Origin of the sequence: Pseudomonas sp. NPDC087615 (genome assembly GCF_044743445.1) — a bacterium.
GTDB classification, from domain to species: domain Bacteria; phylum Pseudomonadota; class Gammaproteobacteria; order Pseudomonadales; family Pseudomonadaceae; genus Aquipseudomonas; species Aquipseudomonas baetica_A.
The window spans coordinates 99,383-124,811 of record NZ_JBIUWM010000001.1 but is presented as its reverse complement, the minus strand read 5'-3'; the positions used below and the strand labels follow the sequence as shown (position 1 = coordinate 124,811).

The 25,429-nt window shown below is 56.9% G+C and carries 23 protein-coding genes and 2 pseudogenes; 4 read left to right on the top strand and 21 right to left on the bottom strand.

The features are described 5' to 3' along the window. Positions 1-9: 9 nt before the first annotated feature. Positions 10-543, bottom strand: coding sequence for a tetratricopeptide repeat protein (locus ACIOU6_RS00510; protein ID WP_401132913.1), 534 nt, complete (start codon positions 541-543; stop codon positions 10-12). A 305-nt stretch (positions 544-848) separates the two neighbouring features. Continuing rightward, positions 849-1,184: a DUF2834 domain-containing protein gene (locus ACIOU6_RS00505; protein ID WP_221729781.1), complete on the bottom strand. Its 336-nt coding sequence runs from the start codon at positions 1,182-1,184 to the stop codon at positions 849-851. A gap of 251 nt (positions 1,185-1,435) precedes the next feature. Between ACIOU6_RS00505 and ilvA the strand changes: the two are divergent. Beyond that, positions 1,436-2,425, top strand: a pseudogene (ilvA, locus tag ACIOU6_RS00500) (threonine ammonia-lyase, biosynthetic); the annotation flags it as partial. Positions 2,426-2,453: 28 nt separating this feature from the next. Here the strand turns inward: ilvA and ACIOU6_RS00495 are convergent. Then, positions 2,454-2,759: an NIPSNAP family protein gene (locus ACIOU6_RS00495; RefSeq protein ID WP_401132909.1), complete on the bottom strand. Its 306-nt coding sequence runs from the start codon at positions 2,757-2,759 to the stop codon at positions 2,454-2,456. Between the two features lie 21 nt (positions 2,760-2,780). Next, a complete protein-coding gene (gene eco, locus ACIOU6_RS00490; protein ID WP_401132906.1) occupies positions 2,781-3,266 on the bottom strand; it encodes a serine protease inhibitor ecotin in 486 nt (161 codons plus the stop codon). Between the two features lie 371 nt (positions 3,267-3,637). Here eco and ACIOU6_RS00485 point away from each other — a divergent pair, with 371 nt between their 5' ends. Continuing rightward, a complete protein-coding gene (locus tag ACIOU6_RS00485) occupies positions 3,638-3,907 on the top strand; it encodes a DUF1652 domain-containing protein (protein WP_221729859.1) in 270 nt (89 codons plus the stop codon). Here the strand turns inward: ACIOU6_RS00485 and ACIOU6_RS00480 are convergent. The 5 genes from ACIOU6_RS00480 to ACIOU6_RS00460 all read right to left on the bottom strand — a co-directional run bounded on the left by ACIOU6_RS00480 (position 3,904) and on the right by ACIOU6_RS00460 (position 7,699). Continuing rightward, positions 3,904-4,302: a hypothetical protein gene (locus ACIOU6_RS00480; RefSeq protein WP_221729785.1), complete on the bottom strand. Its 399-nt coding sequence runs from the start codon at positions 4,300-4,302 to the stop codon at positions 3,904-3,906. The genes ACIOU6_RS00485 and ACIOU6_RS00480 overlap by 4 nt on opposite strands. Before the next feature lie 90 nt (positions 4,303-4,392). Further along, positions 4,393-4,662: a DUF2790 domain-containing protein gene (locus tag ACIOU6_RS00475; protein ID WP_401132904.1), complete on the bottom strand. Its 270-nt coding sequence runs from the start codon at positions 4,660-4,662 to the stop codon at positions 4,393-4,395. A gap of 152 nt (positions 4,663-4,814) precedes the next feature. Next, positions 4,815-5,306: a hypothetical protein gene (locus tag ACIOU6_RS00470; RefSeq protein ID WP_401132901.1), complete on the bottom strand. Its 492-nt coding sequence runs from the start codon at positions 5,304-5,306 to the stop codon at positions 4,815-4,817. A 101-nt stretch (positions 5,307-5,407) separates the two neighbouring features. Then, positions 5,408-5,680, bottom strand: a complete 273-nt coding sequence (locus ACIOU6_RS00465) for a hypothetical protein (RefSeq protein ID WP_221729787.1) — start codon at positions 5,678-5,680, stop codon at positions 5,408-5,410. A gap of 36 nt (positions 5,681-5,716) precedes the next feature. Beyond that, on the bottom strand, positions 5,717-7,699 hold the full coding sequence (locus tag ACIOU6_RS00460; RefSeq protein WP_401132898.1) for a type VI secretion system tip protein VgrG: 1,983 nt from the start codon (positions 7,697-7,699) through the stop codon (positions 5,717-5,719). Positions 7,700-7,959: 260 nt separating this feature from the next. Between ACIOU6_RS00460 and ACIOU6_RS00455 the strand changes: the two are divergent. Continuing rightward, positions 7,960-8,302 (top strand): annotated as a pseudogene (locus ACIOU6_RS00455) (hypothetical protein); the annotation flags it as partial. 117 nt (positions 8,303-8,419) lie between these two features. Here the strand turns inward: ACIOU6_RS00455 and ACIOU6_RS00450 are convergent. The 11 genes from ACIOU6_RS00450 to ACIOU6_RS00400 all read right to left on the bottom strand — a co-directional run bounded on the left by ACIOU6_RS00450 (position 8,420) and on the right by ACIOU6_RS00400 (position 22,110). After that, positions 8,420-9,040, bottom strand: a complete 621-nt coding sequence (locus ACIOU6_RS00450; protein ID WP_401132895.1) for a hypothetical protein — start codon at positions 9,038-9,040, stop codon at positions 8,420-8,422. Positions 9,041-9,087: 47 nt separating this feature from the next. Further along, complete coding sequence (locus ACIOU6_RS00445; protein ID WP_221729790.1) at positions 9,088-10,026, bottom strand: carbohydrate kinase; 939 nt, start codon at positions 10,024-10,026, stop codon at positions 9,088-9,090. Between the two features lie 13 nt (positions 10,027-10,039). Beyond that, positions 10,040-11,536, bottom strand: coding sequence for a xylulokinase (gene xylB / locus ACIOU6_RS00440; protein WP_401132892.1), 1,497 nt, complete (start codon positions 11,534-11,536; stop codon positions 10,040-10,042). Between the two features lie 136 nt (positions 11,537-11,672). Further along, entirely contained in the window at positions 11,673-13,145 is a 1,473-nt protein-coding gene (locus ACIOU6_RS00435; protein WP_221729792.1) for a mannitol dehydrogenase family protein, read from the bottom strand. A gap of 16 nt (positions 13,146-13,161) precedes the next feature. Continuing rightward, complete coding sequence (locus ACIOU6_RS00430) at positions 13,162-14,265, bottom strand: ABC transporter ATP-binding protein (protein WP_221729793.1); 1,104 nt, start codon at positions 14,263-14,265, stop codon at positions 13,162-13,164. Between the two features lie 160 nt (positions 14,266-14,425). Then, the gene (locus ACIOU6_RS00425) at positions 14,426-15,256 is read right to left on the bottom strand and encodes a carbohydrate ABC transporter permease (RefSeq protein WP_221729794.1); all 831 of its coding nucleotides are present in this window, start codon (positions 15,254-15,256) and stop codon (positions 14,426-14,428) included. An 8-nt stretch (positions 15,257-15,264) separates the two neighbouring features. Continuing rightward, positions 15,265-16,191 (bottom strand): carbohydrate ABC transporter permease, encoded by a 927-nt coding sequence (locus ACIOU6_RS00420; RefSeq protein ID WP_221729795.1) that lies wholly within the window; start codon positions 16,189-16,191, stop codon positions 15,265-15,267. Positions 16,192-16,339: 148 nt separating this feature from the next. Next, on the bottom strand, positions 16,340-17,650 hold the full coding sequence (locus ACIOU6_RS00415) for an ABC transporter substrate-binding protein (protein WP_401132888.1): 1,311 nt from the start codon (positions 17,648-17,650) through the stop codon (positions 16,340-16,342). A gap of 254 nt (positions 17,651-17,904) precedes the next feature. Next, entirely contained in the window at positions 17,905-18,810 is a 906-nt protein-coding gene (locus tag ACIOU6_RS00410) for an AraC family transcriptional regulator (protein WP_221729797.1), read from the bottom strand. Positions 18,811-18,900: 90 nt separating this feature from the next. Then, positions 18,901-19,794: a phospholipase gene (locus tag ACIOU6_RS00405; RefSeq protein ID WP_401132886.1), complete on the bottom strand. Its 894-nt coding sequence runs from the start codon at positions 19,792-19,794 to the stop codon at positions 18,901-18,903. A gap of 1,005 nt (positions 19,795-20,799) precedes the next feature. Then, a complete protein-coding gene (locus tag ACIOU6_RS00400) occupies positions 20,800-22,110 on the bottom strand; it encodes a glycosyltransferase (RefSeq protein WP_401132884.1) in 1,311 nt (436 codons plus the stop codon). Positions 22,111-22,405: 295 nt separating this feature from the next. Here ACIOU6_RS00400 and ACIOU6_RS00395 point away from each other — a divergent pair, with 295 nt between their 5' ends. Continuing rightward, complete coding sequence (locus ACIOU6_RS00395; protein ID WP_401132882.1) at positions 22,406-24,739, top strand: hypothetical protein; 2,334 nt, start codon at positions 22,406-22,408, stop codon at positions 24,737-24,739. Between the two features lie 99 nt (positions 24,740-24,838). Here the strand turns inward: ACIOU6_RS00395 and ACIOU6_RS00390 are convergent, their stop codons facing one another. After that, on the bottom strand, positions 24,839-25,201 hold the full coding sequence (locus tag ACIOU6_RS00390) for a response regulator (RefSeq protein WP_221729801.1): 363 nt from the start codon (positions 25,199-25,201) through the stop codon (positions 24,839-24,841). Between the last annotated feature and the right edge of the window lie 228 nt (positions 25,202-25,429).

The following is a 25,429-nucleotide window of genomic DNA, read 5'->3' as shown; positions in this document are numbered from 1 at the left end:
AATTGATGCTCAGGTTTTCGATGAATTGTTGATGGCTTCAGCCAAGTCCTGATACTCCTCGCAAGACGTGCCGCAAATCGATTTGATCTGCTGCAACTGTTCCTGCGCCAGATCGACGCGACCTTTGATCACATAGGCCTCGCCGAGGTATTCGCGCACTTGCGCGTACTGCGGATCGAGTTTCACCGATTGCAGGTAATAGCCAATACCTTCATCGGTACGGCCCAGTTTGCGTGTGGCGTAACCGCGATAGTTGAGGGCCTTGGCGGTGTTCGGTTGTTTCAGGGTGTCGAGCAGCGCCAGCGCTTCGTTGTAGCGACCGTCCTTGGCGAGACGATAGGCGTAATCGGTACGATCGGCGTCGGGCAACAGACTGCTGGTTTGCAATACACACTTCTGCGTTTTGCTGTCCCGGACCTGGCCTTCGGGGCATTCGGGCTTCTTGACCGGCTCCTCTTCATCGCCATTGGCAAATGCCAAATGGCTGGACAGGGCTGCGGTCAGCAGCAAGGGGGCGGCGAACATAACGGAACGGATAGTCATGGGCAAGGCTCCACAGAGGGTTGTGTCTGACTTTGAACACCACAGAGCGAAATTTTATTCATTGCTTTGTCAGTGACTGTTCAAGGTAGGCCTAAATTCGGGCGCTATGCTTATGGGCATCTGCCGTTGATCCGAAGCTTTGACGCAAGGAGAGTAGTCATGAAAGATCAGGTCCATCACTGCGCGGCAGGTCAGTGAATGGCTGACCGCGACGCTGGGCCTTGATGGGCATAAAACCGTGATTGACGCTGAAACCTTTGTGAATTGCCCGCAAACGCTGGTTGAGCATCAACACCAAATCCGGTTCAGCTCAGTTGAGCCGCCTCGACAATTTTCTTCCGCTGCCGAACCCCACGAACCACCAGATACAACAAAGGCCCAACCGACACGAAAACCGCCGTCAACAGCAAGTAAGGCACCACCGACCAACCTGACTGCCCACGGGCCTTGGCATCCTTGATCATCCAAACGCCGGCCAGTGTCGCCAGCACATACAAATCAATCACCACCTGCGCGGTATCCGGGTGCGACATCAGGCTGATCCCGAAGTTGATCAGCGACTGTTCAGCCTGAAGCATTACCGAAACCGTATAACCGGTAAACGCGAGCAAAGCGGTGAGGGGCAAAGCGATAGACATCATGCGTTCGTTCCTTGAAGTGATGAGGGCAATCGCCAGCCTAGCGTTGCCACGCAAAATTGGCCATTGACTTGCGAGCAACGCCCGGGCTAATTTCGGCCCATGACTTCCACCGTATTGCGCTGCCAGCCAAGCATTATTACCGCCATTCCTCATTTGGCGGGCTAGCTCACGACTGCAGCACCCAACCCGCCCTAGAGGCGGGTTTTCATTTTCTGTCTCCGGGGTTCTGATCAAAGCGTCAGGAGACGACCATGCCGCACAGCCCCGACCAGCAAGCCTTGCTTGAGCAATACGTGAAAAAGATCCTTTCCGCGCCGGTCTACGACATTGCCATACGCACGCCGTTGCAGGCTGCGCCAGCGTTGTCTGAAGCACTGGGCAACCGCATCCTGCTCAAGCGTGAAGACCTGCAACCGACGTTCTCCTTCAAGATCCGCGGTGCCTACAACAAACTCGTGCAGTTGAGCGACGAGCAGAAGGCACGCGGAGTGATCACCGCATCGGCCGGCAATCATGCTCAAGGCGTGGCGCTGGCGGCGCGGGAGTTAGGGATCGCTGCAACCATCGTCATGCCGTCGACAACGCCGGAGTTGAAAGTGCTGGGTGTGCGAAGTCGCGGCGCCGATGCGCTGCTGCATGGCGAAAGCTTCCCGTTTGCCCTGGCCCATGCGCTGCAACTGGCCGAGCAGACCGGGCGCACCTTTGTTTCGCCCTTCGACGATCCGGAGGTGATTGCCGGGCAAGGCACTGTAGCGATGGAGATCCTCCGTCAGCATCAAGGCACGCTGGACGCGATCTTCATCCCGGTTGGCGGTGGTGGTTTGATCGCCGGGATCGCCGCCTACGTCAAATACCTGCGCCCTGAAGTGCGCATTATCGGCGTCGAGTCCGAACATTCAGCGTGCCTGAAAGCGGCCATGCACGCCGGAGAGCGGGTGGTATTGCCCAATGTCGGCACTTTCGCCGACGGCGTGGCCGTGGCGCAGATCGGTGAGTATGGGTTTGAGGTGTGCCGCTTTTGCGTAGATGAGGTGCTCACGGTCAGCAACGACGACCTCTGTGCGGCAATCAAGAATATCTACGACGATACCCGCTCGATCACCGAACCTTCCGGCGCATTGGCGGTGGCCGGGATCAAACAGTACGTGGCGCGAAGCGGTGTGCGGGATCAGACTTTCGTGGCGATCGACTCAGGTGCCAACATCAACTTCGACAGCCTGCGCCACGTCGCTGAGCGCGCCGCTGCATGCGGCGTTCCAGCGTAAGCGCTCAAGCCAACAATGGGCGCAGAAAGCTGCGCTCGTAGCTGACGATGAACTTCTTCTCGAGCAGTGATTGCACCAGCGCGCTGCTTTGCGGATCGGTCAGGGCGATATGCCGGTAGCTTTCGTAATCCGCCAACGACGGAAAACTGAACAGGCAGTAAGCGATATTGCTCGCACCCTCTGACGGCAGGAAGTAGCCGTGATGGGTGCCGCCTAGTCGCTCGACAATGCCGAGCCAAGCCTTTGCGTAGGCCTCGAACTCCGTCAATTGGTAAGGATCGATCACGTATCTGACGTGGCAGGTAATCACAAATGTCGCTCCTTGCTCAGGTCATTCCTGAATGGCAGTGCCGACTTTGTCCGAAGCCGACCAGATGCGATAGCGCACTTCCACGTCCGAGGGCGCATAAACCACGACCGGCAGTTTACTGTTGTAACGCAGCAAGAAGCCGTCACCGACGACGGGCACGAACGCGCGTTTCTTCGGGATCCCGGCAGGGCAGGCCATCATCGTGCTCATCGGACCGCTTACCCTTTCCAGTCGATAGAACGGGTAGCCCCAGCCTTCGAGGTTTTTCTCGGCAAGCACGCCGCCCAAGTGTTGGCGATTGCAATCCACTTCAAGGGTTTTACCCGCGAGGATCTCGACCTGAAAGTTCTCTTCCTGATCCTGCTTGGGCAGATGAATGACCTGACGAGTGAAACCGGCTTCCGCCTTGGGATATGGCGCCACATCTTCCAGTTTGGCGGCGTGAGCAAACGTGGACAGGGTGGCGATGATCAGGCCGGTGGTCGCGCAGGCGCGGAAAGAAACCATGGGAGCCTCCTTGCGGGTGTAGTGTGGTTGAGCGGCATTCTTACCCTCACGCGGGTCGAATGCAAACCGACGCCGAGTTGCAATTTGCAGGGCCTGGAAGGCCTTTTCTTGCATTTTGCAACTGGCCAAATACTGGCCTCGTCGCCAAGTGCTTGATTTTTATAGGGTCAAAACGATCCGATGAAAGGCACGCTTTATGCGTCTGTTTGGTGGAGCGCACCGGGTTCGGGCGCCTACACTCCAAGAGGCATTTCGCCGTACAACCGTTTGCCGCACCCAGGGAAATAGCGGGGATCCACCCGTGCAGGGGCAGTAAAAACGGTCAACGTGAAGCGTTGATTGGCCGTTTCATTATCAAGGAGAGTTTCACCATGTTTCTGTCTGCTTTGGAACTTCGCAATATCATTGAAAGCAGCTTTCTGCCGAAACGTTGCCAATGCACGCTGTCGCCGGAGCTGTCGATGACCGTCAAGGTCTTCGGCGATCACCAGACCGATCAGGTCGACCTGCTCGTCAGCGGCATTGATGCCAGCCACCTCAATGGCTCTCGCGCAATCAACGACCTGATCGCCGGACTGCGCTCGGATCTGGCGCAACAAGCGACGCCACATCATTACAGTCCTCGATCAAAAGCCGTTTAACGCACTGTTTCACCCTGTTCGACGGTCACGCGCCGGGCCTGCACAAACCCAAGGCCCAGCGCGAACTCGACTAGCACCGCGAGCAGAATCACGGGGCCGGCGTGGCCGTTCAACCATTCAGCAAAACCCAGCACCGCCAGACCAAAACACCCAACGATAAAACCGTTGCTCAGGGCATTACGCGCGAGTGACACCGGCGCTTTGCGCACCAGATAAAACATCACGCCCAACGCTGCAAACAGCACCGCGCTGCGCCGTGCGACAAATCCTGCCGCCGTCGAATACTCAATACTCCAGATCGCCAACAGCACGTCCGGCAAAAAGCCCCAAACCAGCGCCAGCAGAACACACAAAGAAGAGGTGATGCCTGACAACGCGCGAAATGACAACTGCATGGCGAATCCTTGCGGCAGTGAAGAAAGCACCGAGCATAACCGCACAAAACACTTCGCGCCTACCGCAAACCCGCAAATCAGAGCTTTCCGTCAGTTTTGATAACTGCACGCATCTGACAATTTTCGATAACTGATTTGCTCAGCGTTGCCGTTGTTGTCGATGTACTTCATGTGGGCCGTGATGACCTTGCAATCCATGGTTGGCGGCTCAGTCAAGGACACCACCTGCGCTACATGTAGCGGCATGCCGTACTCATAAGGCACGGCATTTTGCATAGACGATGTGTCATTGGCTTGTGCCAGCCCTGCGAACGCGGTGCAGGCAAGGGAGGTGGTGAGCATGAGGTGACGAATGTTCATGAAAGGACTCCCGTACGGCGCGAAGAGAGTTCGGCATGTTGCGCGCCAAACCTGCCGCACTGGGCGTCAGCCAAAAGCGCTGAGGGCGTGCGGTTCAGTAGAGTTTTTGACCGCAACGTTAAGCGATGGTTAACCGAGTTAAAAACCGGCTGTCAGAGAGCGGGGCGATTTCTTCGAGATGCAGTGCGTATTCCTACAAGCGCAGATGCCTTGTCTGCTTTCGGCTGCTGGAGCGGGGCGGTTATGGTTTGGCGTCGCTGCAAAATCAGCGATTCGGGTTTGGTCACCTGAGAATAATCAATTGCATATGTGCCATCATTTGCGGCGCGAACATCGTTGTTCGCGCAGTGCATTGCTGTGGCGGCTGTGTGCAGGACGCCTTCGGGCGAGCTGAGTTTGATTGTTCTCGGTTGACCAAGCCTGTACACGGCCGCCTCCCACTGTTTGGTCACGGTGCTGGCGGTTACTTTGACGATTCGCAGGCTTTTTTTAAGGCCGTCGCCCGGGCCCGGAATCCAGCCGATGACGGCCATCAGCAGGTCGAACTGTGCGTCTTCCTTGCCATCAGTCGACTCTGCGTTGTAGAGGACGATAGAGGATTCAATGGTGTCATAGGCATCGATGGCTTGCCCCAGGAACGCCACTGCACCCAGCGCGATTCCTTTTGCCAGCTCAACGGCGGCTTCTTGATAGGCGGCGCTACGGTCTTCGCCGTCCTCGTTTGGGCTCTCAACTACTGCCTCACTTATGTCAGCCTCCCTGCGGCTTGCTCCACTAATGCTTGTAAATCAACCTTGTTTGGGTCCAGGCCGAGCTTGCGTAAATCGTCGTTAACTTTCTCGTCCGAGTTTTGCACCACTGCGACACTTTCGCGGCTGAACGGCCGCGGATCTTCGCCGTAATAGACTTTGGTCGGACCTTTTGGCACGTCCTCCAACCGGGCGAATCCGTTGTCATCCAGCACGCCTTCATGTGTCGAGCCGTCCGCAAAATCAACGCGATATGAGGCGCCGGGCACGGGTTCAAGGTTGCCGTAATGCAGGTTCAGTTCCAGCTAGGTCGGATTGGCCTTGGCCGTTTTCATCAACCTGCCGGCAATGTCCGTTGCCGCCAACCCGGGAATCAACGGAATCAAAATCCCGATCCCGGTCCCAACCCCCGGCGCGCCGCCAGTATTAGCCTTCACCTCAGCCCCACTAATCGTCACACCACCCGCATCAACCTTCACAAAACTCCCACCAGCCTTGGCCGTGAGCTCCATTCCCCCCTCAACCACAACCTTCTCGCCAGCGTGGTAGTGAATCTCCGTCCCGGCCTCGACAAACTGCGCCGTACCCACTTTCACATGTTGGGTCACGCCAACCGTCAGGTGGTCATCCGCACGCATTTCACTGACGCGATCCAGATGGGTGATCCGGTGCTCTTCAACCTTGAACTCGCTCAGTGTGTTGGCTTCAACCGTGTCGTGCCGCTCGTTGCCGACGCGGATCTTCTGGTCGTGCTCGATGTTTTCGTCCCAGTCGCGCTGGGCGTGGATGTAGATCTGTTCGATGCCTTTTTTGTCTTCGATGCGGAATTCGTTGTAGCCCTTGCCGCCCGGGGAGCTGAGGGTTTTGAAGGTGCTGCGGGTCTTGTTGGCCGGCAGGTCGTAGGGGACGACGTTTTCTTTGTGGTACAGGCAACCGGTGACGAGTGGCTGGTCGGGGTCGCCTTCGAGGAAGGTGACGAGGACTTCCATGCCGATGCGCGGGATGGCGAGGCCGCCGTAGGCGCTGCCGGCCCAGCCGCTGGCGACGCGCATCCAGCAGGTGGTTTTGTCGTCGCCCTGGCCGTCGCGGTCCCAGTGGAACTGGACCTTGATGCGGCCGTATTGATCGCAGTGGATTTCTTCGCCGGCGGGACCGGTGACGATGGCGGTCTGGCTGCCGAGGACTTTTGGTTTCGGGTGTTCGAGGGCAGGGCGGTAGTGCGCGTCCCACGGGGTGGCGAGGAAGCTGTTGCGGTAGCCCTGGTGGAAATCGCTTTTGTTGTCGGTGACGTCGCTGGTGACGTTTTCGCCGAGCACTTGCGGTTGCTTGCCTTCGTGGAAGACTTCCAGCAGCAACCACATATCGTTCCACTCGGCGCGCGGGTGTTCGGCGAGGGTGAGGAAATGGCCGCTGGTGAGGGTTGGTTCGTCACCTTTGCCTTCGGCGAGTTTGAAGTCGCTGCGATGGCGTTCCAGTGCGCGGGTCGAGAGGAGCTTGCCGCGCTCGCGGGTGGTGAAGCGGCCGGGGTAATCGTAGTCTTCGAGGTCCGGGGCGAAGGGGCTCGTTGCCGTGCCTTCAGGGAGGATCTGCGGCTTTTCGAAGTCGTAGTCGCGGCGGCTGACGCGAGTGGTGCGGGTTTCCAGGCGCAGGTTGAAGCGCTTGATCACCGGTTTGTCAGCGCTCATGCCGGAGTCTTGCTGGTAGCTCACGGCTTTAAGTTTGCGAAACACCGTTTGGTCGTCGCCGAACACCAGTTTGTGGCCGCTACTGCTGTGCTGGAAGTGGAAGTGAATGCCTTCCTCTTCGCACAGGCGCTGGATGAAGTGCAGGTCTGATTCGTCGTACTGCACGCAGTAGTCGCGCTCGGGGTACTCGGCGCCGAGCTGGAAACTGTAGGCGTCGGCGAGAATGCCGCGATCTTCCAGCACCTGAGCGATGATCTTCGGCACGGTCAGTTGCTGGAAAATTTGCTGATCATGGTTGTGCCGCAGGTACGCCAGTTGCGGCACCAGGCTGATGCTGTATCGGGTCAGGGTCTTGCCGGAATCGCCTTGCTCGATGCGATACACCAGGCCATGAATCTTGCCTTCGCCGGTGGCGCCAAAGGTCAGCACACCGGGCTTGTGCAGCAGCTCTTCGAGCTTCAGATCGGGGCGGGCGCTGACCAGTTCGAGGTCAAAACGGAACGGTTCGTTGAGGGCTTCGCGACCGGTGAAGCTGAGGACTTGCAGGTCGGCGTTGGCGCCTTCGAGCGTGAGGGTGATGTGGGTTGCGTTGGCGTCCAGCATGCCTAGAGTTCCGTCCGTTGAATAAGCAGGTGACGGATGATGTCGGATTAGGCTGACTCGTTCAAGGCGCAAATGCCGTAGTGAGGGGCTTGGCAGCGTATGGGGGAAACCCTTAGTTGGGCCATTTGGCCTAATGAAATCGGGCGTTTTAGCCGATATACCCGCGACGGTTACGCGTATTCAACTGACCGGGCGCATGAGAATTACTAGTCAGTTTCAGACTAGAGTTGCCTGTAGCACGTCAAAGCCATCGGCCATCAACCATGTTCAACGGTGCAATGCTGACGTCCAACGAAGTGAAAGATCTGACCCTCATGGTGGCGCGACTGCACAAGTACACCGCGCGTGTATTAAAGGCCGATGTACGTCTGATCAAAAGTGCCGACAGCGGCGCCGAAAGAGCCGGTTCCATCGACGGCCACACGCTCAGTGGCGGTTGGCCGCGCATGAACGGCGACAACTCGATGCCTTACTTCGATGGCAGCAACCCGTATCTGGTCAACTGTGTGCAGGTCAACGACTTACCGCACCCGATACGAGAAGTTTGCCTGGGATGTGGATGAGACCCGGTTGATGGTGAGTTACAACTTTTGGGTGTTGTGAACCTCAGATTTGTAGTGTTTGATCCGGCGTTTTCGTGAGCAAGCCCGCTCTCACAGGTTTCTCGGGTGTTCATAAACAGAGATGCTTGTGGGAGCGGGCTTGCTCGCGAAGGCGTTGTTACAGCCAATGCCAGAATCGGCTCCAGAACCCGCGATTCAAGTCCTCCTTGCAGCCGGCATATTGCTGGGCATACACATTCGAACGACTTTGCACCTTGCCCGCCGTGGCCATCAACCACGCCTTGCTGGCATAGGTTTTCTGCCGATAGCCACCCCAGCCTCCGTGGTAGTTGAGGTACTGGCCGTAGGCGTCGTATTTGTAGACGCCGTTGATCGACGTGGTCTTGTCCATGTACCAGCCGACAAAATCGATAGCGTCATCAAAGTCCTCACGGTCGGCCCAGTTGCGGCCGGTGCTTTTCTGGTAGTCGGACCAGACTTCATCCTTGGCCTGGGCGTAGCCCGAGGCGGTCGATACCCGGCCCCACGGGATTACCCAGAGCAGGTATTTGCGCGGGGTCTTGGCGTCGTAGCGGTAGCCGGATTCCTGATACATGATGGCGAAGGGCACCTGGATCGGCACGCCCCAGCGTTTTTGCGTGACTTGCGCTGCGTCGTACCAATCACTTTTCTCGCGGAAGATCTCGCAGATGTTTTCTGGCGAACGGGGCGGCGAGGTGCCGCAACCCGTCAATAGCGCCGCGAGTATCAGTAGTCCAATCGTCTGCCCTGAATTCAAAAGCCTTTATCCCGTCTTGCGCGTAAAAAGGGCGACAGTCTACGCGCTCAGCTCAATTGGTGACGATAGGGCAAATCCGGACCGGTCTTGCTGCACGTCAGCGCCGCCGCTTGCACGGCAAACTTGAGCATCGCGTCGATTTGCTCGCGTGCGAGTTGCTGCACACCCTCCACCGAATCCAGGCCTTGTTCGGTCAACCAAGTGATCAGCGCGGCCTGGAAGGTATCGCCAGCGCCAACGGTATCGGCGATCTTTACCGAACTGGCCGGCACCGACCATGCACCATGGACGCGGCTGAAGGCCGTCGCGCCGTCACCGCCCCGGGTCAGGAATACCACCTGGCAGCGATGCTCCAGCCAGCCTTCGATGACGCGCTGCGGGTCCTGCTCGGGGTACAGCAGGCTCAAGTCTTCATCGCTGACTTTGATCAGATCCGCCAGTTGCACCAGTGTGGCGATGCGTGCGCGCCACAGATCGATATTCGGCTCGGGATTGAGGCGCACGTTGGGGTCGAGCGTGATCAGGCGTTTGCCGCTTTCGCGCTGGACCAGGGCGAGCAGGGTGTCGGCAATCGGCTGCACCACCAGTGAGAACGAACCGACATGCAGGCCGCGCACCTCGGGGCCCAGCGTCGGCAGGTGCGTCAGGCTCAGTTGCCGATCCGCGCAGCCTTCACCGCGAAAGCTGTAATGCGGCGAGCCATTGGCCCCGACGGCGACCATCGCCAGGGTGGTCGGCGCGGCGAAGTCCACCAGATAGTCCGGTCGCACACCTTCCTCCTGCAGCACTTGCTGCAAGCGGCGGCCGAGGTAGTCGGTGGACAGTCCGCCAAACAAGGCCGAATCCACGCCCAAGCGGCGCAAGCCGACGGCGACGTTGAACGGCGAGCCGCCGGCAATCGCCTTGAAATTCACTTTCGAGGCCAGACCGCTGGCATCGTTTTCGCTGAAGAAATCAAACAGGGCTTCGCCACACACCAAATACATAATTGTTAGCTCTTTATAGGATTGCGACATGTTGTTGATAGCGTTCATAGGCCTGCTGGAACGCTGCAACGTTGGCGGCAATCGGCAGGGTTTCACTGCTCAGGTCAAGCTTCACGCAGCGCTCGCACAGGTCGGCAAGTGTGTCTTCGTGGCCGTTCGACCATGATTTGCACCATGCCGCTTGAATCGCCGCGCCAAGGGCAGCGGCTTCGCTTTGTTCGGTGCAGATCACCGGGGTGTCCATGATGTCGGCGACGATCTGCCGCCACACGGCGCTTTTCGAGCCACCGCCGATCAGGCAAATGCTGCGGCTTTGTAAACCATTGTGCCGGAGCAAATCCAGTCCATAGCGCAGGCCGAACGTGGTGCCTTCGACGGCAGCGCGGCACAGATTGGCTTGGGTGAGGTTATCCAGCGTCAAGCCGTGCAGGCTGCCGGTGGCATGGGGCAGGGCGGGGACGCGTTCGCCGTTGAGGAACGGCAGCATGCTCACGCCCTCGGCGCCGATGGGCGTTTGCGCGACGAGCTCGTTGAACTGATCGAGATCGAGGTCGAACAACTCACGGATGGCGCCGGTGGCGTTGGTCAGGTTCATGGTGCAGATCAGCGGCAACCAGCCACCGCTGGAGGAACAGAAGGTGGCGACCGAGGCATCCGGACTGACTTTCGGCACGTCGGCATAGGCATACACCGTACCGGAGGAGCCCAGGCTCATGGTGATCGCGCCGGGCTGAATGTTGGCGGTGCCGATGGCGCCCATCATGTTGTCACCGCCGCCGCTGGAGATCAGTGCGTTGGGGTTCAGGCCCAGTTGTTCGGCGATGCCTGGGAGGAGGGTCCCCACCGCTTCGTGTGCGTCGATCAACTCAGGTAGCGCTGCTTGCAGGCGTCCGCTGGCGTCGATGTCGCGCAGCAGTTGCAAGTCCCACTGACGGGTGCGTACGTTGAAATAACCGGTGCCCGACGCGTCGCCGTATTCGCTGCACGCACGGCCGGTAAGCCAGTAATTGAGGTAGTCGTGGGGGAGCAGAATTCGCGATATTCGCGCAAATACCGCCGGGTGCTGTTCTTTGGTCCAGAGCAGTTTCGACACGGTATAGCCCGGCGCGATGACTACGCCGAGGCGTTCCAGTGAGCCTTTTTCGCCGCCCAGATGGGTGAGCAGTCGAGCGTTTTCGGCGCTGCTTTCGGTGTCGCACCAGAGTTTGGCCGGGCGCAACACGTCGCCTTGATCGTCGAGCAATACCAAACCGTGTTGCTGGCCTGACACGCCAATGCCGAGAATCGACTGACCGTCGACCTTCGCCGCCAAGAGTGCGCGGCGGGTGGCGAGGGCGAAGGCTTCCAGCCATTGCTGCGTGTCTTGTTCGCGGCGACCGTTGGCGCCGCTGATCATCGTGTGTGCGGCGGCGCCCTGGCCGAGGACTTGGCCGCTGGTGGTATCAAGGATGATCGCTTTGGTGCCTTGGGTGCCGCAGTCGATGCCGAGGAAGCATTGTCGGGTTGTCACAGAAATATCCTCAGGGTGTCAGATTGGCCAGAGCGAGGAAGCCATTCGCGAGCAAGTCCACTGCCACATGTTGACAGGTGTTCCCGCTGTGGGCGCGGGCTTGCTCGCGAAGGCGTCAGACGTCTCACCGCTTGATTCAGGCCAGCATCCGCTCCAATGTCCGCGAAACACCCACTTCGCGCAAACTCTCGCAGCACCACTCGAACGCCGCGACAAACGCCGCCGAACGCGGTATCGCCGTGCCGAAAATCTCTTCAACTGCCAATAATCGTTCGGTGATCAACGCATCGTCCGCCACCAGCCCCTGACAAAACGCCGCGCGCGGATCTGGAATCGAATAGGTGTCGCCGTTCTCATCCATGCCTTTCAAATACAGGGCCCACGCAGCAACGACCAAGGCTGCGCGTTTGGTGTCCTGGCCATCAGCAATCAATCGATTGATCGTCGGAATCGTGAACTTGGGAAACTTCGATGACCCGTCCGAACACACCCGTTCAAGCTGATCGGCAATCGCCTGATTGGAGAACCGCGCCACCAGCGTGTCCTTGTATTCGCTCAGATCAATGCCGGGCACCGGCGCCAGTTGCGGCGTGACATCCTGATCCATGTAAGCGCGCATGTACCGCACGAACAGAGGGTCATTCATGGTCTCGTGGACAAAGCGATAACCCTTCAAAAAGCCCAGATAAGTCAGCGCCAGATGGCTGCCATTGAGCAGCTTGATCTTCATTTCTTCGTACGGCGAAACGTCGTCGGTGAACTGCACACCGACCTTTTCCCAGGCCGGACGGCCGTTGACGAACTTGTCTTCCAGCACCCACTGCACAAACGGCTCGCAAACCACTGGCCAGGCATCGTCCACGCCGTGCTTGTCCGCCAGTTGCAGGCGATGAGCGGTGCTGGTCATCGGCGTGATGCGGTCGACCATGGCGTTGGGGAAACTGACGTTCTGCTCGATCCAGTCGCGCAGCACGGGGTCGCGCAACGTGGCGAACGTGAGCAACGCTTTGCGGGTGACGGCGCCGTTGTGGGGCAGGTTATCGCAGGACATGATCGTGAACGCCGCCGTGCCGGCGCCACGGCGTTTCTCCAGCGCAGCGCAGAGGAAACCGAAGACGGTTTTCGGGGCTTGAGGGTGTGCCAGATCGTATTGAATCTGCGGTAAGTGCGCCATGAACTCACCGTTGCTGTCGTCGATGCAATAGCCACCTTCGGTGATGGTCAGCGAGACGATGCGGATCTGCGGATCGGCGAGTTTTTCGATGAGGGCCTGAACACTGTCCTCAGCCAACAGCATGTCGCTGATCGCACCGATCACGCGGACTTCGGTGTCGTCGCTATCGCCGAGTTCGAACAGCGTGAACAGGTAATCCTGCTCCTTGAGATCATCGCGGGCGCGGCGGTCTTCGTCGCGCAGGCCAACGCCGCAAATCGCCCAGTCCAGCGCTTCGCCGGTATTCATCAGCGCGTCGGTGTAATACGCCTGATGCGCGCGATGAAATCCACCGACGCCAATGTGAGCAATGCCCTGACGGGTGTCGCTGAGGTTGTAGGCGGGCAGTTTCACCTCAGGAGCGAGGCGGTTGAGGTTCTGTTCGTTCAGTTTCATCGGATAGTCTCGACAATCAGGCCGCAGCGCGTAGCGGACGGGTCAACGCCAGACCTTCGGCATCGAATAAGTGGCAGTGGGCGGCGTCCAGGCACAAGTTCAGTTGCTCGCCATAACGGCTTGCCAGGTCTGCGCGTACACGCATGGTCAGGGCTTCGCCGGCATTGGTTTTGACGTGGCAGAAAGTGTCGCTGCCCAAACGCTCGCTGACGTCAGCGGTGACTTGCAGGGTGCAGTCGCCCGGTTGCGCCAGTTCCAGGTGTTCGGGGCGGATGCCGAGGGTGACGTCGCTGCCAACGCTCAGATGGGCGGCGTTGAAGGGCAGCGTGATACGCGTCCCCGCGTCCAGCGTCACTTCGCAGTGTTGTCCATCGACCCTGGCGATCTTGCCCTTGAGGAAACCCATCTTCGGCGTGCCGAGGAAACCGGCGACGAACAGGTTGGCGGGGTTGTGATACAGGTCCAGCGGAGAGCCCACTTGCTCGATCTTGCCACCATTCAGCACCACGACTTTGTCAGCCATGGTCATGGCTTCAACCTGATCGTGGGTGACGTAGATCATGGTCGCTTGCAGGTCTTTGTGCAGGCGCAGCAGTTCCAGGCGCATCTGCACCCGCAGGGCCGCGTCGAGGTTGGACAGTGGTTCATCGAAGAGGAAAATTTTCGGGTTGCGCACGATGGCGCGGCCAATGGCTACGCGCTGACGCTGACCACCGGAGAGTTGTTTCGGCTTGCGCTCCAGCAACGGCCCCAGCTCAAGGATGCGCGCCGCTTCGCCGACTTTTTTCTCGACTTCGGCTTTGGGCACGCCGGCCAGATCGAGGGCGAACGACATGTTCTTTTTCACCGTCATGTGCGGATACAGCGCGTAGGTCTGGAACACCATCGCCAGATCGCGTTTGGCCGGGCTGACTTCGGTGATGTCGCGGCCATCCAGTTCGATGGTGCCGCCACTGACTTCTTCAAGGCCGGCGATCAGGCGCAGCAGGGTGGATTTGCCGCAACCAGACGGGCCGACGAAGACCACGAACTCTTTGTCGTTCACTTCCAGGTCGATGCCCTTGATGATGGAAAAACCTTCGAAGCCTTTTTGCAGATTCTTGATTTTCAGGTTGGCCATGGGGGCCTCCGCTTGAGTTATTTCAATTGCACCGGGCAAGCTTTTGGTGGGAGCGGGCTTGTTCGCGAAGCGGTCGTGTCAGTCGGTATCAAGGGGGGATGACACTGCGCTTTTGCGAGCAAGCCCGCTCCCACAGGAAATTGCGTTGGGTTGGATAGATTCATTTCACGGCGCCGAACGACAAACCGCGCACCAGTTGTTTTTGGCTGATCCAGCCGAAGATCAGGATCGGCGCACACGCCAGAGTCGAGACTGCCGACAACTTGGCCCAGAACAACCCTTCAGGACTTGAATACGAGGCGATCAGCGCGGTCAGTGGCGCGGCTTTTGACGAGGTCAGGTTCAGCGACCAGAAAGCCTCGTTCCAGCACAGGATCAGCGACAGCAGCACCGTCGAGGCCAGGCCGCCCTTGGCGATCGGCAGCAGCACGCGAACCATTTCCTGCCACAGCGTGGCGCCGTCGAGGCGGGCGGCTTCGAGGATGTCTTTGGGAATGTCCTTGAAGTAGGTGTAAATCATCCAGACCACGATCGGCAGGTTGATCAGCGTGTAGATGATGATCAGTGCCGTGCGCGTGTCGAGCAGGCCGAAACTCTTGGCCAGCAGGTAGATCGGCATCAGCACGCCCACCGGCGGCAGCATTTTGGTGGAGAGCATCCACAGCAGGGTGCCTTTGGTGCGCTGGGTTTCGTAGAACGCCATCGAGTACGCCGCCGGCACCGCGATCAGCAGGGACAGGGCGGTGGCGCTGAAGGAAATCACCACCGAGTTCCAGGCGAAACTGAAGTAGTCGCTGCGCTCGTTGATGTGCAGGTAGTTCTCCAGCGTCGGCGTGAAGATGAACTGTGGCGGCGTGGCAAAGGCGTCGATTTCGCTCTTGAAACTGGTCAGCACCATCCAGAAGATCGGGAAGAAAATCACGATCGCGATGGCCCAGGCCAAGGTGCCGAGCAGCAGGCTTTGCAGCCGGCGGGATTGTTGAAGGGTCATGGCAGGCCTCACGCTTTGTCAGTCAGGTTTTTGCCGATCATCCGCACCAGAATGATCGCGGCGATGTTGGCGATGACCACGGCAATCAAACCGCCCGCCGAGGCCATGCCGACGTCGAACTGCACCAGTGCCTGGTTGTAGATCAGGTAGGCGAGGTTGGTTGAGGCGTAGCCAGGGCCACCGTTGGTGGTGGTGAAGATTTCGGCGAACACCGACAGCAGAAAGATCGTTTCGATCATCACCACCACGGCAATCGGCCGGGCGAGGTGCGGCAGGGTCAGGTGCCAGAAGATCGCGACGGGGCCGGCGCCGTCGAGGCGCGCCGCTTCTTTTTGTTCCTGGTCGAGGGACTGCATGGCGGTCATCAGAATCAGGATGGCGAAGGGCAGCCATTGCCACGAGACAATGATGATGATCGACAGCAGCGGGTAGTGCGCCAGCCAGTCCACCGGCTGCGCGCCGAACAGCTTCCAGAGGTAGGCGAGGATTCCGGAGACCGGATGAAAGATCAGGTTCTTCCAGATCAGAGCGCCGACCGTGGGCATGATGAAGAACGGCGAAATCAGCATCACCCGCACGATGCCGCGACCGAGAAACTCGCTGGCTTCAAGCAGAGCGCTGATCAATACACCGAACACCACGCTGATCAGCAACACACTGCCGACCAGCAACAACGTATTGGTGGCGCCGGGCAGGAAGCCGGAGTCGGTCAGGAAGTAAGTGAAGTTCTCAAGCCCGACGAACTGGTTTTCACCGGGGTAAAGCAGGTTGTAGCGGATCAACGAGAAGTAGACGGTCATGCCCAGCGGCACAATCATCCACAGCAGCAACAGGACCACTGAAGGGCTGACCAGAAACCAGCCGGGATTGGCCAAACGGCTTTTGCGCTGTGGCTGGGCGAGGTCGATGTGGGCTTTGGCAGTTGAAGTATTCATGGCAGTAACCGATTCGACAAGCGAATGAAGATCCCCTGTAGGAGTGAGCCTGCTCGCGATAGCGGTGTGTCAGTCACCGCTTTGTTGGATGGACAACCGCTATCGCGAGCAGGCCCACTCCTACAAAAGCAAGAGCGAGCGGTGCAAGTTACTTGGGATAACCGGCGCGCTTCATCGCGCGTTCGGTGGTTTGCTGGGCGGCTTCCAAGGCTTGATCCACCGTGGTCTGGCCGATCAATGCCGCCGAGAACAGCTTGCCGACCTGGGTACCGACGGCCTGGAACTCAGGAATGGTCACCAATTGAATACCGATGTAAGGCACTGGTTTTAGCGTCGGTTTGCTCGGGTCCGCCGCCTTGAGCGATTCCAGCGTCACTTTGGCGAACGGTGCGGCGCTCATGTAGGCATCGCTGTAGGTCGAGGCACGCGTGCCTGGCGGTACGTTGGCGATACCGTCGGTTTTGGCAACCAGTTCGCCGTATTCTTTGGAGGTCGCCCATGCGCTGAACTCTTTCGCGGCGTCTTTGGCTTTGGAGCTGGTCGGAATCGCCAGCGCCCACGAATACAGCCATGCCGAGCCTTTGTCCGTGACCTGATGCGGCGCGAAGGTGAAGCCGACGTGATCAGCGACCTTGCTCTGAGTCTTGTCGGTCACGAACGAGCCGGCGACGCTGGCATCGACCCAGATTGCGCATTTACCGCTGTTGAACAAGGCGAGGTTTTCGTTGAAACCGTTGCTGGACGCACCCGGCGGGCCGGATTTCTTCATGGTGTTGACGTAGAAGTTCAGCGCGTTTTTCCACTCAGGGCCGTTGAATTCCGGCTGCCATTTTTCATCGAACCAGCGTGCGCCATAAGCGTTGGCGATGGTGGTGACCAGCGCCATGTTCTCGCCCCAACCGGCTTTGCCACGCAGGCAGATGCCGTACTGCTCTTTGTCTTTGTGGGTGAGTTTTTCAGCGAAGCCTGCAATCTGCTCCCAAGTCGGACGCTCGGGCATGGTCAGGCCGGCTTCCTTGAACAGATCGGTGCGGTAATAGGTGATCGAGCTTTCGGCATAGAACGGCAAGGCGTACAGCGAACCCTTGACCGACAGGCCTTCGCGCACCGACGGGAACACGTCGTCGAGGGCGTAACTGGCCGGCAGATCCTTCATCGGTTCCAGCCAACCCTTGGCGCCCCACAGTGCAGCTTCGTACATGCCAATGGTCAACACGTCGAACTGGCCACCCTGGGTGGCGATGTCGGTGGTCAGGCGTTGGCGCAGGACGTTTTCTTCCAGCACCACCCAATTGAGCTTGATATCCGGATGCTCGGTCTCGAAGGTTTTCGAGAGCTTTTGCATGCGAATCATGTCGCTGTTGTTAACGGTGGCGATGGTCAGGGTCTGAGCGCCAAGGCTGACGCTGCTGAGGGTCATGCAGGTGAGGGCAAGCAGAGCTTTTGCAGTGGGTTGCATCGTGCACTCCTTTTCTGCGTCCGGAGGGAGGCAGAAGGACAGTTATTGTTTTTGTGTCTTCCTGTGCAGGAAGAATGTGCGCTGATTACAGCCTTCAATCGACGGACTGACAAATCATCCGTCGCACTCTGATCGATACTTTCTTGCACTGGGCTTTGGGGCGATTAACGCAAGGAAGGGGATTTCAGCGAAGGGAGGGTATCGGATACGTACAGGTTTTGAGCCAAAAAACAGATCAAAACCTGTAGGAAGTGTCAGTTGTGGTTCTGTTCGGTCAGACGCTGCACGGCGAGGCGTCGATAATGCGAGGGCGTCATGCCCTTGAGTTGCTGAAACCGCCGATTGAAGTTGGAAATGTTGTTGAAGCCTGATTCAAAGCACACGTCAGTCACCGGTTTGTCGCCATCGGCCAGCAACTCGCAGGACTTGCTGATGCGCAGGCGATTGACGAATTCGATGAAGTTACGCCCGGTCGCCTGTTTGAACACGCGGCTGAAATAGGTCGGCGTCATGCCCAGGTGCTCGGCGACTTCCTCCAGCGAAATATCCCGGGCGTAGTGGCTGAAGATGTAATCAACAGCGCGGTTGGTGCGGTCAATGTTGTGCTCATCCGCCAATTGCGGCGTGGTGGCGCCGGATAACAGCTGAAAATCATCGCTGGCCGCGAGCAACTCCATGAGGATAAAAAAGTGTCCGAGCCGGGTAATGCCCTGGGTGTCGGCGATCCGCTGCATCAGCGCCATGGCCTGACGGATCGTCCGTTTGCAGCGGAATTCGATGCCGTACTGAGCTCGCTCCAACAGCGGTGCCAGGGTTTTCAGTTCGGTGAACACCTGATGGCCGCTCTCGAACAACTCATCCGTGAAATTGACCAGCATGTCGCGCTTCTCGACCACTTCGTCTTCGGCGACCTGGCTGATCCAGTTGTGCGGCAGGTTAGGGCCGGTGAGAAACAGGGTTTCGGGATAGAAGTTGCCGATGTAGTCGCCAATGAACACCTTGCCTGAGCTGGCGACGATCAGGTGCAGTTCGTATTCCTTGTGGAAATGCCAACGCACCAGCGGGCAGGGGAAGCCGTGCTGGCGGTAGATGATGGACAACCCGTTGTGGTCATCCATCAACTCGTAAGAAGGGTCGGTCACGCGGGCGGTTCGGTTCATGGCCTGCTACTTTATTGTTATCGCCTGCTGATCATGCCTCGTTCGACGTGTGATGTGCCAGTTCACTCTGACCGCATGCTCTGACCGGACTCAAGCTGGCTGTGCACGAAGTACCAGCCTGGACTTCTCGATGGCTTTTTCCAGATTGGCCATTTGACAAAAAGACACGATGTTCGAGTTTTTTATAAAGTCGAAGTTAATGATGTTGCACTTCTTCGCCCAGTCCGTTTTGGTGGGATCAAACCAGGTGTCCAGTTCATTCAGAATTCGCTGCGGGCCACCGACTGTATAGCTCGTCGCAGACAGCGACCAGAGGCGCCACCGGGTCGGTGGTTTGTCTAAAACGTCTGTGATGTAACGGTGCAGATCAGAAACACTGACCAGCGATTGGTCAATCCATTTGTGTTGGATCTGTTCATGAAAGCGGTGGTCTCGGGTGTCCCAGCTCATGGGGGCCGCCACCAGGATCCTTTGCAGGGGACTGATTTCCTTTAACTGGCCTAGTGTCAAACCTGCGTTTTCTTGCACAATCATCCGTTCGCCCAGATGTTTCAGCATTAATTGTTTGAATTCTTCGTGATTGAACTCACTGCTGCCTCCTTTGAGTTCATGGAAGTCCAGAATGATGAATTCATTGGGACTTCTTTCCAAAAACGCCAGGACCGCGAGCATGAGATCGCCAAGGTTTCGATCGGAGCGATAGCCGTTGTGCTGAAAGCGAAACTTTTCCAGGCCCTGGCCTTCTTTGTCATAAATCAATCGTGCGTCCAGCGCTCTGGCGCCACGATTGAGTTGCGAATAAAAAGAAATGTCCTGGCACGCAAGCCAGTTCTTGCCCGGGATCAAGGAAAAGGAAGCTTCCCAGTCACAGCCAGCGTTATGGGTGCCGGGTAGTGTCAATTCACGCAGTGACAGATTGTCGATCTGCGGGGTTGCAGTGATCCATTGAGTCAGGGGTAAGTCATTCGATTGGAAATCACTCATGTTGTACATCCTGCAGAATTAATAATAAGGGGATCGACGTTTCGATATGCAGGATGTTTATAGTGGATGACGCTTGATCAGCCAATGTTTGTTTGAATGCAAGTTGTTTAATGGTTATGGTGTGGTTGGGATTTCGTAATTGGTTGGATGTGTGAGTTTGGCTTTTTCAACGGCTTTCTCAATGGTTACATTTTTGCAATGCGATACAATCCTGGCGTTTTCAATGAAATCAAAATTGATAATGTTGCATCTTTTAGCCCCGTCGGTGCAGGAAGGGTGAAACCAGGTGTCTAGATGGCCGAAATGCGTTGTGGTCCGCCAAGCGTATAGCACGTCGCGGAGAGTGACCAAAGCCATCGTTTGTCCGGGGGGGGCTTAAAACACGGTCGATGTAGCGGTGCAGGTCAGAAGCATCAACAATGGATTGCCCGATCCACCGATGAATCGCTGCATCATGAATCCGGCTATCGTCTGTACCACCTGATACAGGCGCGGCAAGTAATATTCGTTGCCGAGGCGCACGTGCCTTCAATTGACCAAGGATCAGATGCAGGGATTGCAATGGAATGAGTTGCTCGCCCAGCGTGCGGGGCTAACAGTAGCCGCCATGTTGGAATATGAGCCGTTCAATGCCTCTCGCTTGGCTGTCATAAATAATCAAAGGTCGAGTACTCTGGCGCCACGATTCAATTGGCCAGCAAAAGAAACATCCTGGCAGATCAGCCAGTTCGGACATTGGATCAGTTGATCGTAAGAGGCGTTCCAATCATAGCCGGCATTATGAGCGTCGGGTAATATCAACTCGCGCAGTGACAAGTTGTCAGTGCCCGGTGTTTTACTCATCCAGTCATGGCCGGTGAGTCTTTAAATGTATCCATTATTCATATTGTGTGTCCTGCATGTGGTGATAGTTGGGCTATCTGAACTGACATGCAGGCTGTTTATAGGTATCAGGGTTTGATGGTGCAATATCCATATTAATGCGAGTTGTGTGGTCGTGCGGGTTCACTCGTTACGGGTCGGCTGGGTATCGCGGTTTTTTGCTTCAATCCACTGAGCCATATATTGAGTACTTTTATGAGCGTGATGGCGCAGCATGCTGCCAATAAAGTTTCGAGCCCTGTGTTCATGTAAGTGTTTTTGGCAATAACTCAGCTTTTCAATTAGCGCCGGCGCGTGTGTTGCCCGTTGGTAACGCTTGTCGAGTAGCGCGGTTCCGGCCAGGTGGGCTGCTTGCCAATCTGCCGAGCAGCGATAGAGACGTACGGCGTCGTCGGCGAATTGCGCTGCGCTGCGGGTGATAGCGCCCGGCCAGGGTTCTTCGTCATGCATGCCTTCCGCGCCAATGGGGGTGGTGACGCTGGGCGTACCGCACAGCATGGCGTCCACCAGTTTTCCCTTGATACCAGCGCCAAAACGCAGCGGTGCCAGACATACCCGCGCCGCTGACATGACCTGTAACGCGTCCTCCGCCCAGTTCATTACGTGAAAACCCTGCGCTGCATTGTGCAGTGCCATGGCTTTAGGGGGCGTGTAGGCGCCATAGATGTGTAACTGCGCATCCGGCAGTTGTTGACGGATGAGTGGCCAGATCGTGGATTTCATCCAGAGTACGGCGTCCCAGTTAGGCGCATGACGAAAGTTGCCGATGCTGAGAAAGTGCGCCCGAGCCTCAAGCGGCTTCGGTTCAGTGGTTGGCAATTCCACCATCAATGGGCACCAGTGCAGCAACGCCTGTGGCAATCCGAATTGTTTGACCAACAACTCGATTTCTACTTCGGAGATCATCAGATTCAGGTCGCAACGATACAGCGCCGCAATTTCCCGTTTGGCCAGATCGGTGGTGGCCATCAATTCGAATTCTTCGCGCAAGGCCGGCGCAAACAAATCGCTGAAATCATCCTGATCGGCAGAGACTTTCAATCGGTCCTTGAGTCGCTGATGACGGGCATGGCGCAAGCTTTGCAGATCTGACGTTTCCAGCACCCTCAGGGCGTCAGGACAGTATTTTTCGACGCGCCAGCCGAACTGCTCTTCCATCATGAACTGGTCGAACAGCACGATATCTGGACGTAGCTCGCTGATGAACATATCGAAGCTGCTGTTGTTCAGTTCGATCGACACTTCTCGGATGCCCAACGCGTCAAGATCGGCTTTATGTTCTCCGGGGCTGGCGGGGCTGCCGAAAGTGATGTCCCAACCTTGCTGCACAAAGGTGTCGAGGATCTGCATGACGTGCCCGCTTGCTGCCGAAGAACGGGGCTCGGGCCAGACATAGCCGATGACCAGAACTTTGGTGACGGTGGGCTGAATCATGAGTGTGATCCTCGGCAGCAGACAGGTAGGCAAAAAAAGGGCGCAATTAAACCACAGAGGTGGCTGCTCGCGCCTGACCTTCGAAGTAAAACATTCTTTGAAGTCTCGTCCACAAGCGTTTACCCATTGAGCAACGATGGACGCTAAAGTTTGTGTGTTTTGCTCTCCGAGCGGCAATGTAAAGAATGCTAATAACTATGGCCTATGTAACTTTGGGCGAGGTTGGTAGTTTCTTGCTCGTCCACAGTAGTTAAGTAAGTGCAGTTCGCATTTTATGCTGTGCGGAGAGAAAATCATGAGTAAGCAATTACCAGGTATTTACGATGATGCCGACGATTCGTTGTTGTGGTTGCTGGATCCATTGGCGGATCTGGAAGCAGTTCTGACAACACCCAGAACGGAAACTGTCATCCTGGCCACGTCTCAAGAAGATGTGGTCGATGGTGTTAATGCAAAAGAAATGGCCGGAAAAATACTAGAGGGTTGTGCAGTCATCACGGACCCCGTGAGTTTTGATCCCGCCTATTTTATCCGCGAGTGCATTGATGAAGCCGTATTGAGTATTGTGTCCGATGAAAAGACGCGTGAGCGCATTCAATATGACTCCCTCATAGCGGTTAAATATTACGAGTTGGAGCCGCCCGCGCGCAGCGACTCGCTGGTGGGTACTAAAAAGCCTGTTGTCTGGAAAGAGAGAAAATTCACGTTGGCGGAGATTTGTACTGACTATCATCTGCGGCAACTGAAAGACTTTTACGGGAAAGAAGTGCAATGGCCAGACTACTATCCTTCCGAGTTGGTCGCTATTTTCAATGACGCGGATTTTCAGACTGACTTCAAGCTCTATGTAAACGATCGGCTGCAAAATCCAGCTGTTAGTGTTTTCGGTAGACTGCTGAAAAAAGCAGAGTTGAACAAACTGGTCGTAGAGTTTATCAAGAGTGGCACGCGTTCACCTGAAGATCAGATCGTCGCTTACGAATATCTCAAAGGCCTGATAAAACCTCGGGTTATCAACTTGCACAGTGATCCCGATTTGAACGTCGATAACGCCGTGTTTATCGGTCGAGGGAGTCTGGATCGAGGCGTGGTGTTCTTTCTCGGTGAAGACAGCGCCGCGTTCGAGTTCCCCGCCGGTCATGACGCTAGAGGCAAGTTCGTGGAGAGCAATGCTGATTTTCAGAAACGGTTGTTAAAGCGCGTTGCGCTGCGCGATCAGCAAAAATCGTATGTCCATGATTTCAAGTATCGGGGTATGGAATTCCCACTTTTTGCAACACGTCCAAACTATCGGGAGTTGGTGTTTCGATCCAGTTCGGATATAGGTCAGGATTTATTCGATCGTCAGATCAAACGGGCACTGGCCGATATTGATACGCTGGTTTCGACCCAGGCCGAACGCTGGACCGATTTTGCTCTGGAGGCTGCGGGATATCTTCTGCAAATTATTGCGTTTACCGCCTCTTTGCCTTACGGCGGGACGGGAGCGTTTGCTTCCGCCCCGATACGTATGCTGATTCCGTTCCTGGTGGGGCTTGGGAGTTCTGCGACGGACTTGATCCGCGCCGAAATATCGGATGACCCTTCTGAAGCAGAGCGCCTGAGGATCAGCGCGGCGATCGGCGTGTTGGCCGAACTGGCGGGGCCCATTGCTGAAAGGCTCATCGGTAGAGCATTGTCGACAGTCGCCAAGAAGGAGATCGGCAAGCGAGTTATTCTGGCGCTCAAAAACAGCAATCGTCCCTCCGTTTTCCGCGGATCGGCTACGCGTCTTCGTCGACAGTTGGCGAGCACTGCCGGAAAGGAAATTCCCGAGGCTGGCAAAGGTTTGCTAGTCGCCGGTTATCTGGATGAGTTGGCCGGAGGGCCTGGCGTGGCACAGACATTGGCGACCAATACTCAGGTTGTGCGCCTTTGCGGTCCGGAAAAGGGCTTCGTTTATCAGGGCTTTGTTTTTCGGGGTGACATGCGCGATCCGTCGATCATTTTCGAGAGGGGATTCAGTCAGCGCGTTCGAATCAAACACCTTGACCAGGTCAATGGTTTGAAAGGTGGCTATGGCGGTGCCCACGATGCGCTCAGCCCCGACGGCGCGGGTATTTCCACCTCTGCTTTCTATAAAAAGGACGGCGCGGGCGCTTTTGTATATGGGGGCCAGAAAGGTGGGTACACCTATTTCATCGACGCACGGCAAATGGAAGGTTTTCATCTGTATGCCAATACCGAACTTGCCTTTCGGCCGCATTCGGGCTTGAAGACTCTACCCCCCTTGGAAATCAATTATGCGGTCGATCTGCCGCCGGGCTTGATTCTGGGGGCGTACGATTCGCATGGAAAGTTCATTTCGAACCCCAAGGCAATCAACCGAGCGATCGCAGCAAGCGATACCGGTCTGTTGACAGGTGGCGGGCGAGAGGTAGGTCACAAATTCCGCCAGCCATTGGACGGTGAAGAATTATTCTCCAACCTTGATTTCGGTAACGAATCGGTAAGCGCCCAGGAAAGTAGCGCGGCTGCTCAGCAATCTGTCCGAGCGCCGGCACAACCGGCGCCAGCGAAGGTGAGTATCGATGACATCACCGCCTTCAGGGAGCGGCAAAAAGCCAAGCGTGATCGCACGAGTGGTTAAGACTTGAGCAACCAGAGGGCTCGTCCACTCTGGTACCCCGAATAAACGCGGCAGACAGGCTTCAAAGGTGTTCATGAACCAAAACGGCAGAGCCGGTTTTCAGTGTTCCAGAATGCCTTTGACCTTGTCCCTCAACTGGTCAATCGAAAAGGGTTTGCCAATAACTTGCATACCCGCCGTTACATCGATGTTTTCCGCGTATCCACTGGCAAACAGGATTGGCAGAGCAGGCCGCAACAGGCGTGCTTGATTGGCCAGTTCACGACCATCCATACCCGGCAGGCCCACATCGGTCATCATCAAGTCAATGTGTTGAGCCTCATCATTAAGAAGCTCCAGCGCCTGCTCGCCACCCTCCGCCTCCAGTACCTCGAAATCCAGTTCCTCCAGCACATCGACGATCAACATGCGCACGATGGCATCGTCTTCTACTACAAGGATGGTGGATGCGTTGGCGGACATAATAAAAGCTCTCAAGGGTGGGATTCAGGGGCGTCAGCCGATCAGATGTGATGGGCTCATGCATGAGTAAGTGGCGCATAGCCACAAGTTCCCGGATCGATACAAAAAAGATTAGCGGCATACGGGCGAGCAAGGATAACTGTTGGCGTGACGCAAGACGCGGGCATTTGTAGGAATTTGCTGCTCAAACAGTCAGAAAAATAGATCCACGTTGCCGTTTTGGGGCAA

Excerpts from the sequence above, each read along its gene's own strand:
- ACIOU6_RS00510 (WP_401132913.1), bottom strand. The coding sequence starts at position 543 with ATGACTATCCGTTCCGTTATGTTCGCCGCCCCCTTGCTGCTGACCGCA.
- ACIOU6_RS00505 (WP_221729781.1), bottom strand. The coding sequence starts at position 1,184 with ATGATGTCTATCGCTTTGCCCCTCACCGCTTTGCTCGCGTTTACCGGT.
- eco (WP_401132906.1), bottom strand. The coding sequence starts at position 3,266 with ATGGTTTCTTTCCGCGCCTGCGCGACCACCGGCCTGATCATCGCCACC.
- ACIOU6_RS00485 (WP_221729859.1), top strand. The coding sequence starts at position 3,638 with ATGTTTCTGTCTGCTTTGGAACTTCGCAATATCATTGAAAGCAGCTTT.
- ACIOU6_RS00480 (WP_221729785.1), bottom strand. The coding sequence starts at position 4,302 with ATGCAGTTGTCATTTCGCGCGTTGTCAGGCATCACCTCTTCTTTGTGT.
- ACIOU6_RS00475 (WP_401132904.1), bottom strand. The coding sequence starts at position 4,662 with ATGAACATTCGTCACCTCATGCTCACCACCTCCCTTGCCTGCACCGCG.
- ACIOU6_RS00460 (WP_401132898.1), bottom strand. The coding sequence starts at position 7,699 with ATGCTGGACGCCAACGCAACCCACATCACCCTCACGCTCGAAGGCGCC.
- ACIOU6_RS00445 (WP_221729790.1), bottom strand. The coding sequence starts at position 10,026 with ATGTATTTGGTGTGTGGCGAAGCCCTGTTTGATTTCTTCAGCGAAAAC.
- ACIOU6_RS00435 (WP_221729792.1), bottom strand. The coding sequence starts at position 13,145 with ATGAAACTGAACGAACAGAACCTCAACCGCCTCGCTCCTGAGGTGAAA.
- ACIOU6_RS00430 (WP_221729793.1), bottom strand. The coding sequence starts at position 14,265 with ATGGCCAACCTGAAAATCAAGAATCTGCAAAAAGGCTTCGAAGGTTTT.
- ACIOU6_RS00425 (WP_221729794.1), bottom strand. The coding sequence starts at position 15,256 with ATGACCCTTCAACAATCCCGCCGGCTGCAAAGCCTGCTGCTCGGCACC.
- ACIOU6_RS00420 (WP_221729795.1), bottom strand. The coding sequence starts at position 16,191 with ATGAATACTTCAACTGCCAAAGCCCACATCGACCTCGCCCAGCCACAG.
- ACIOU6_RS00415 (WP_401132888.1), bottom strand. The coding sequence starts at position 17,650 with ATGCAACCCACTGCAAAAGCTCTGCTTGCCCTCACCTGCATGACCCTC.
- ACIOU6_RS00410 (WP_221729797.1), bottom strand. The coding sequence starts at position 18,810 with ATGAACCGAACCGCCCGCGTGACCGACCCTTCTTACGAGTTGATGGAT.
- ACIOU6_RS00405 (WP_401132886.1), bottom strand. The coding sequence starts at position 19,794 with ATGAGTGATTTCCAATCGAATGACTTACCCCTGACTCAATGGATCACT.
- ACIOU6_RS00400 (WP_401132884.1), bottom strand. The coding sequence starts at position 22,110 with ATGATTCAGCCCACCGTCACCAAAGTTCTGGTCATCGGCTATGTCTGG.
- ACIOU6_RS00395 (WP_401132882.1), top strand. The coding sequence starts at position 22,406 with ATGAGTAAGCAATTACCAGGTATTTACGATGATGCCGACGATTCGTTG.
- ACIOU6_RS00390 (WP_221729801.1), bottom strand. The coding sequence starts at position 25,201 with ATGTCCGCCAACGCATCCACCATCCTTGTAGTAGAAGACGATGCCATC.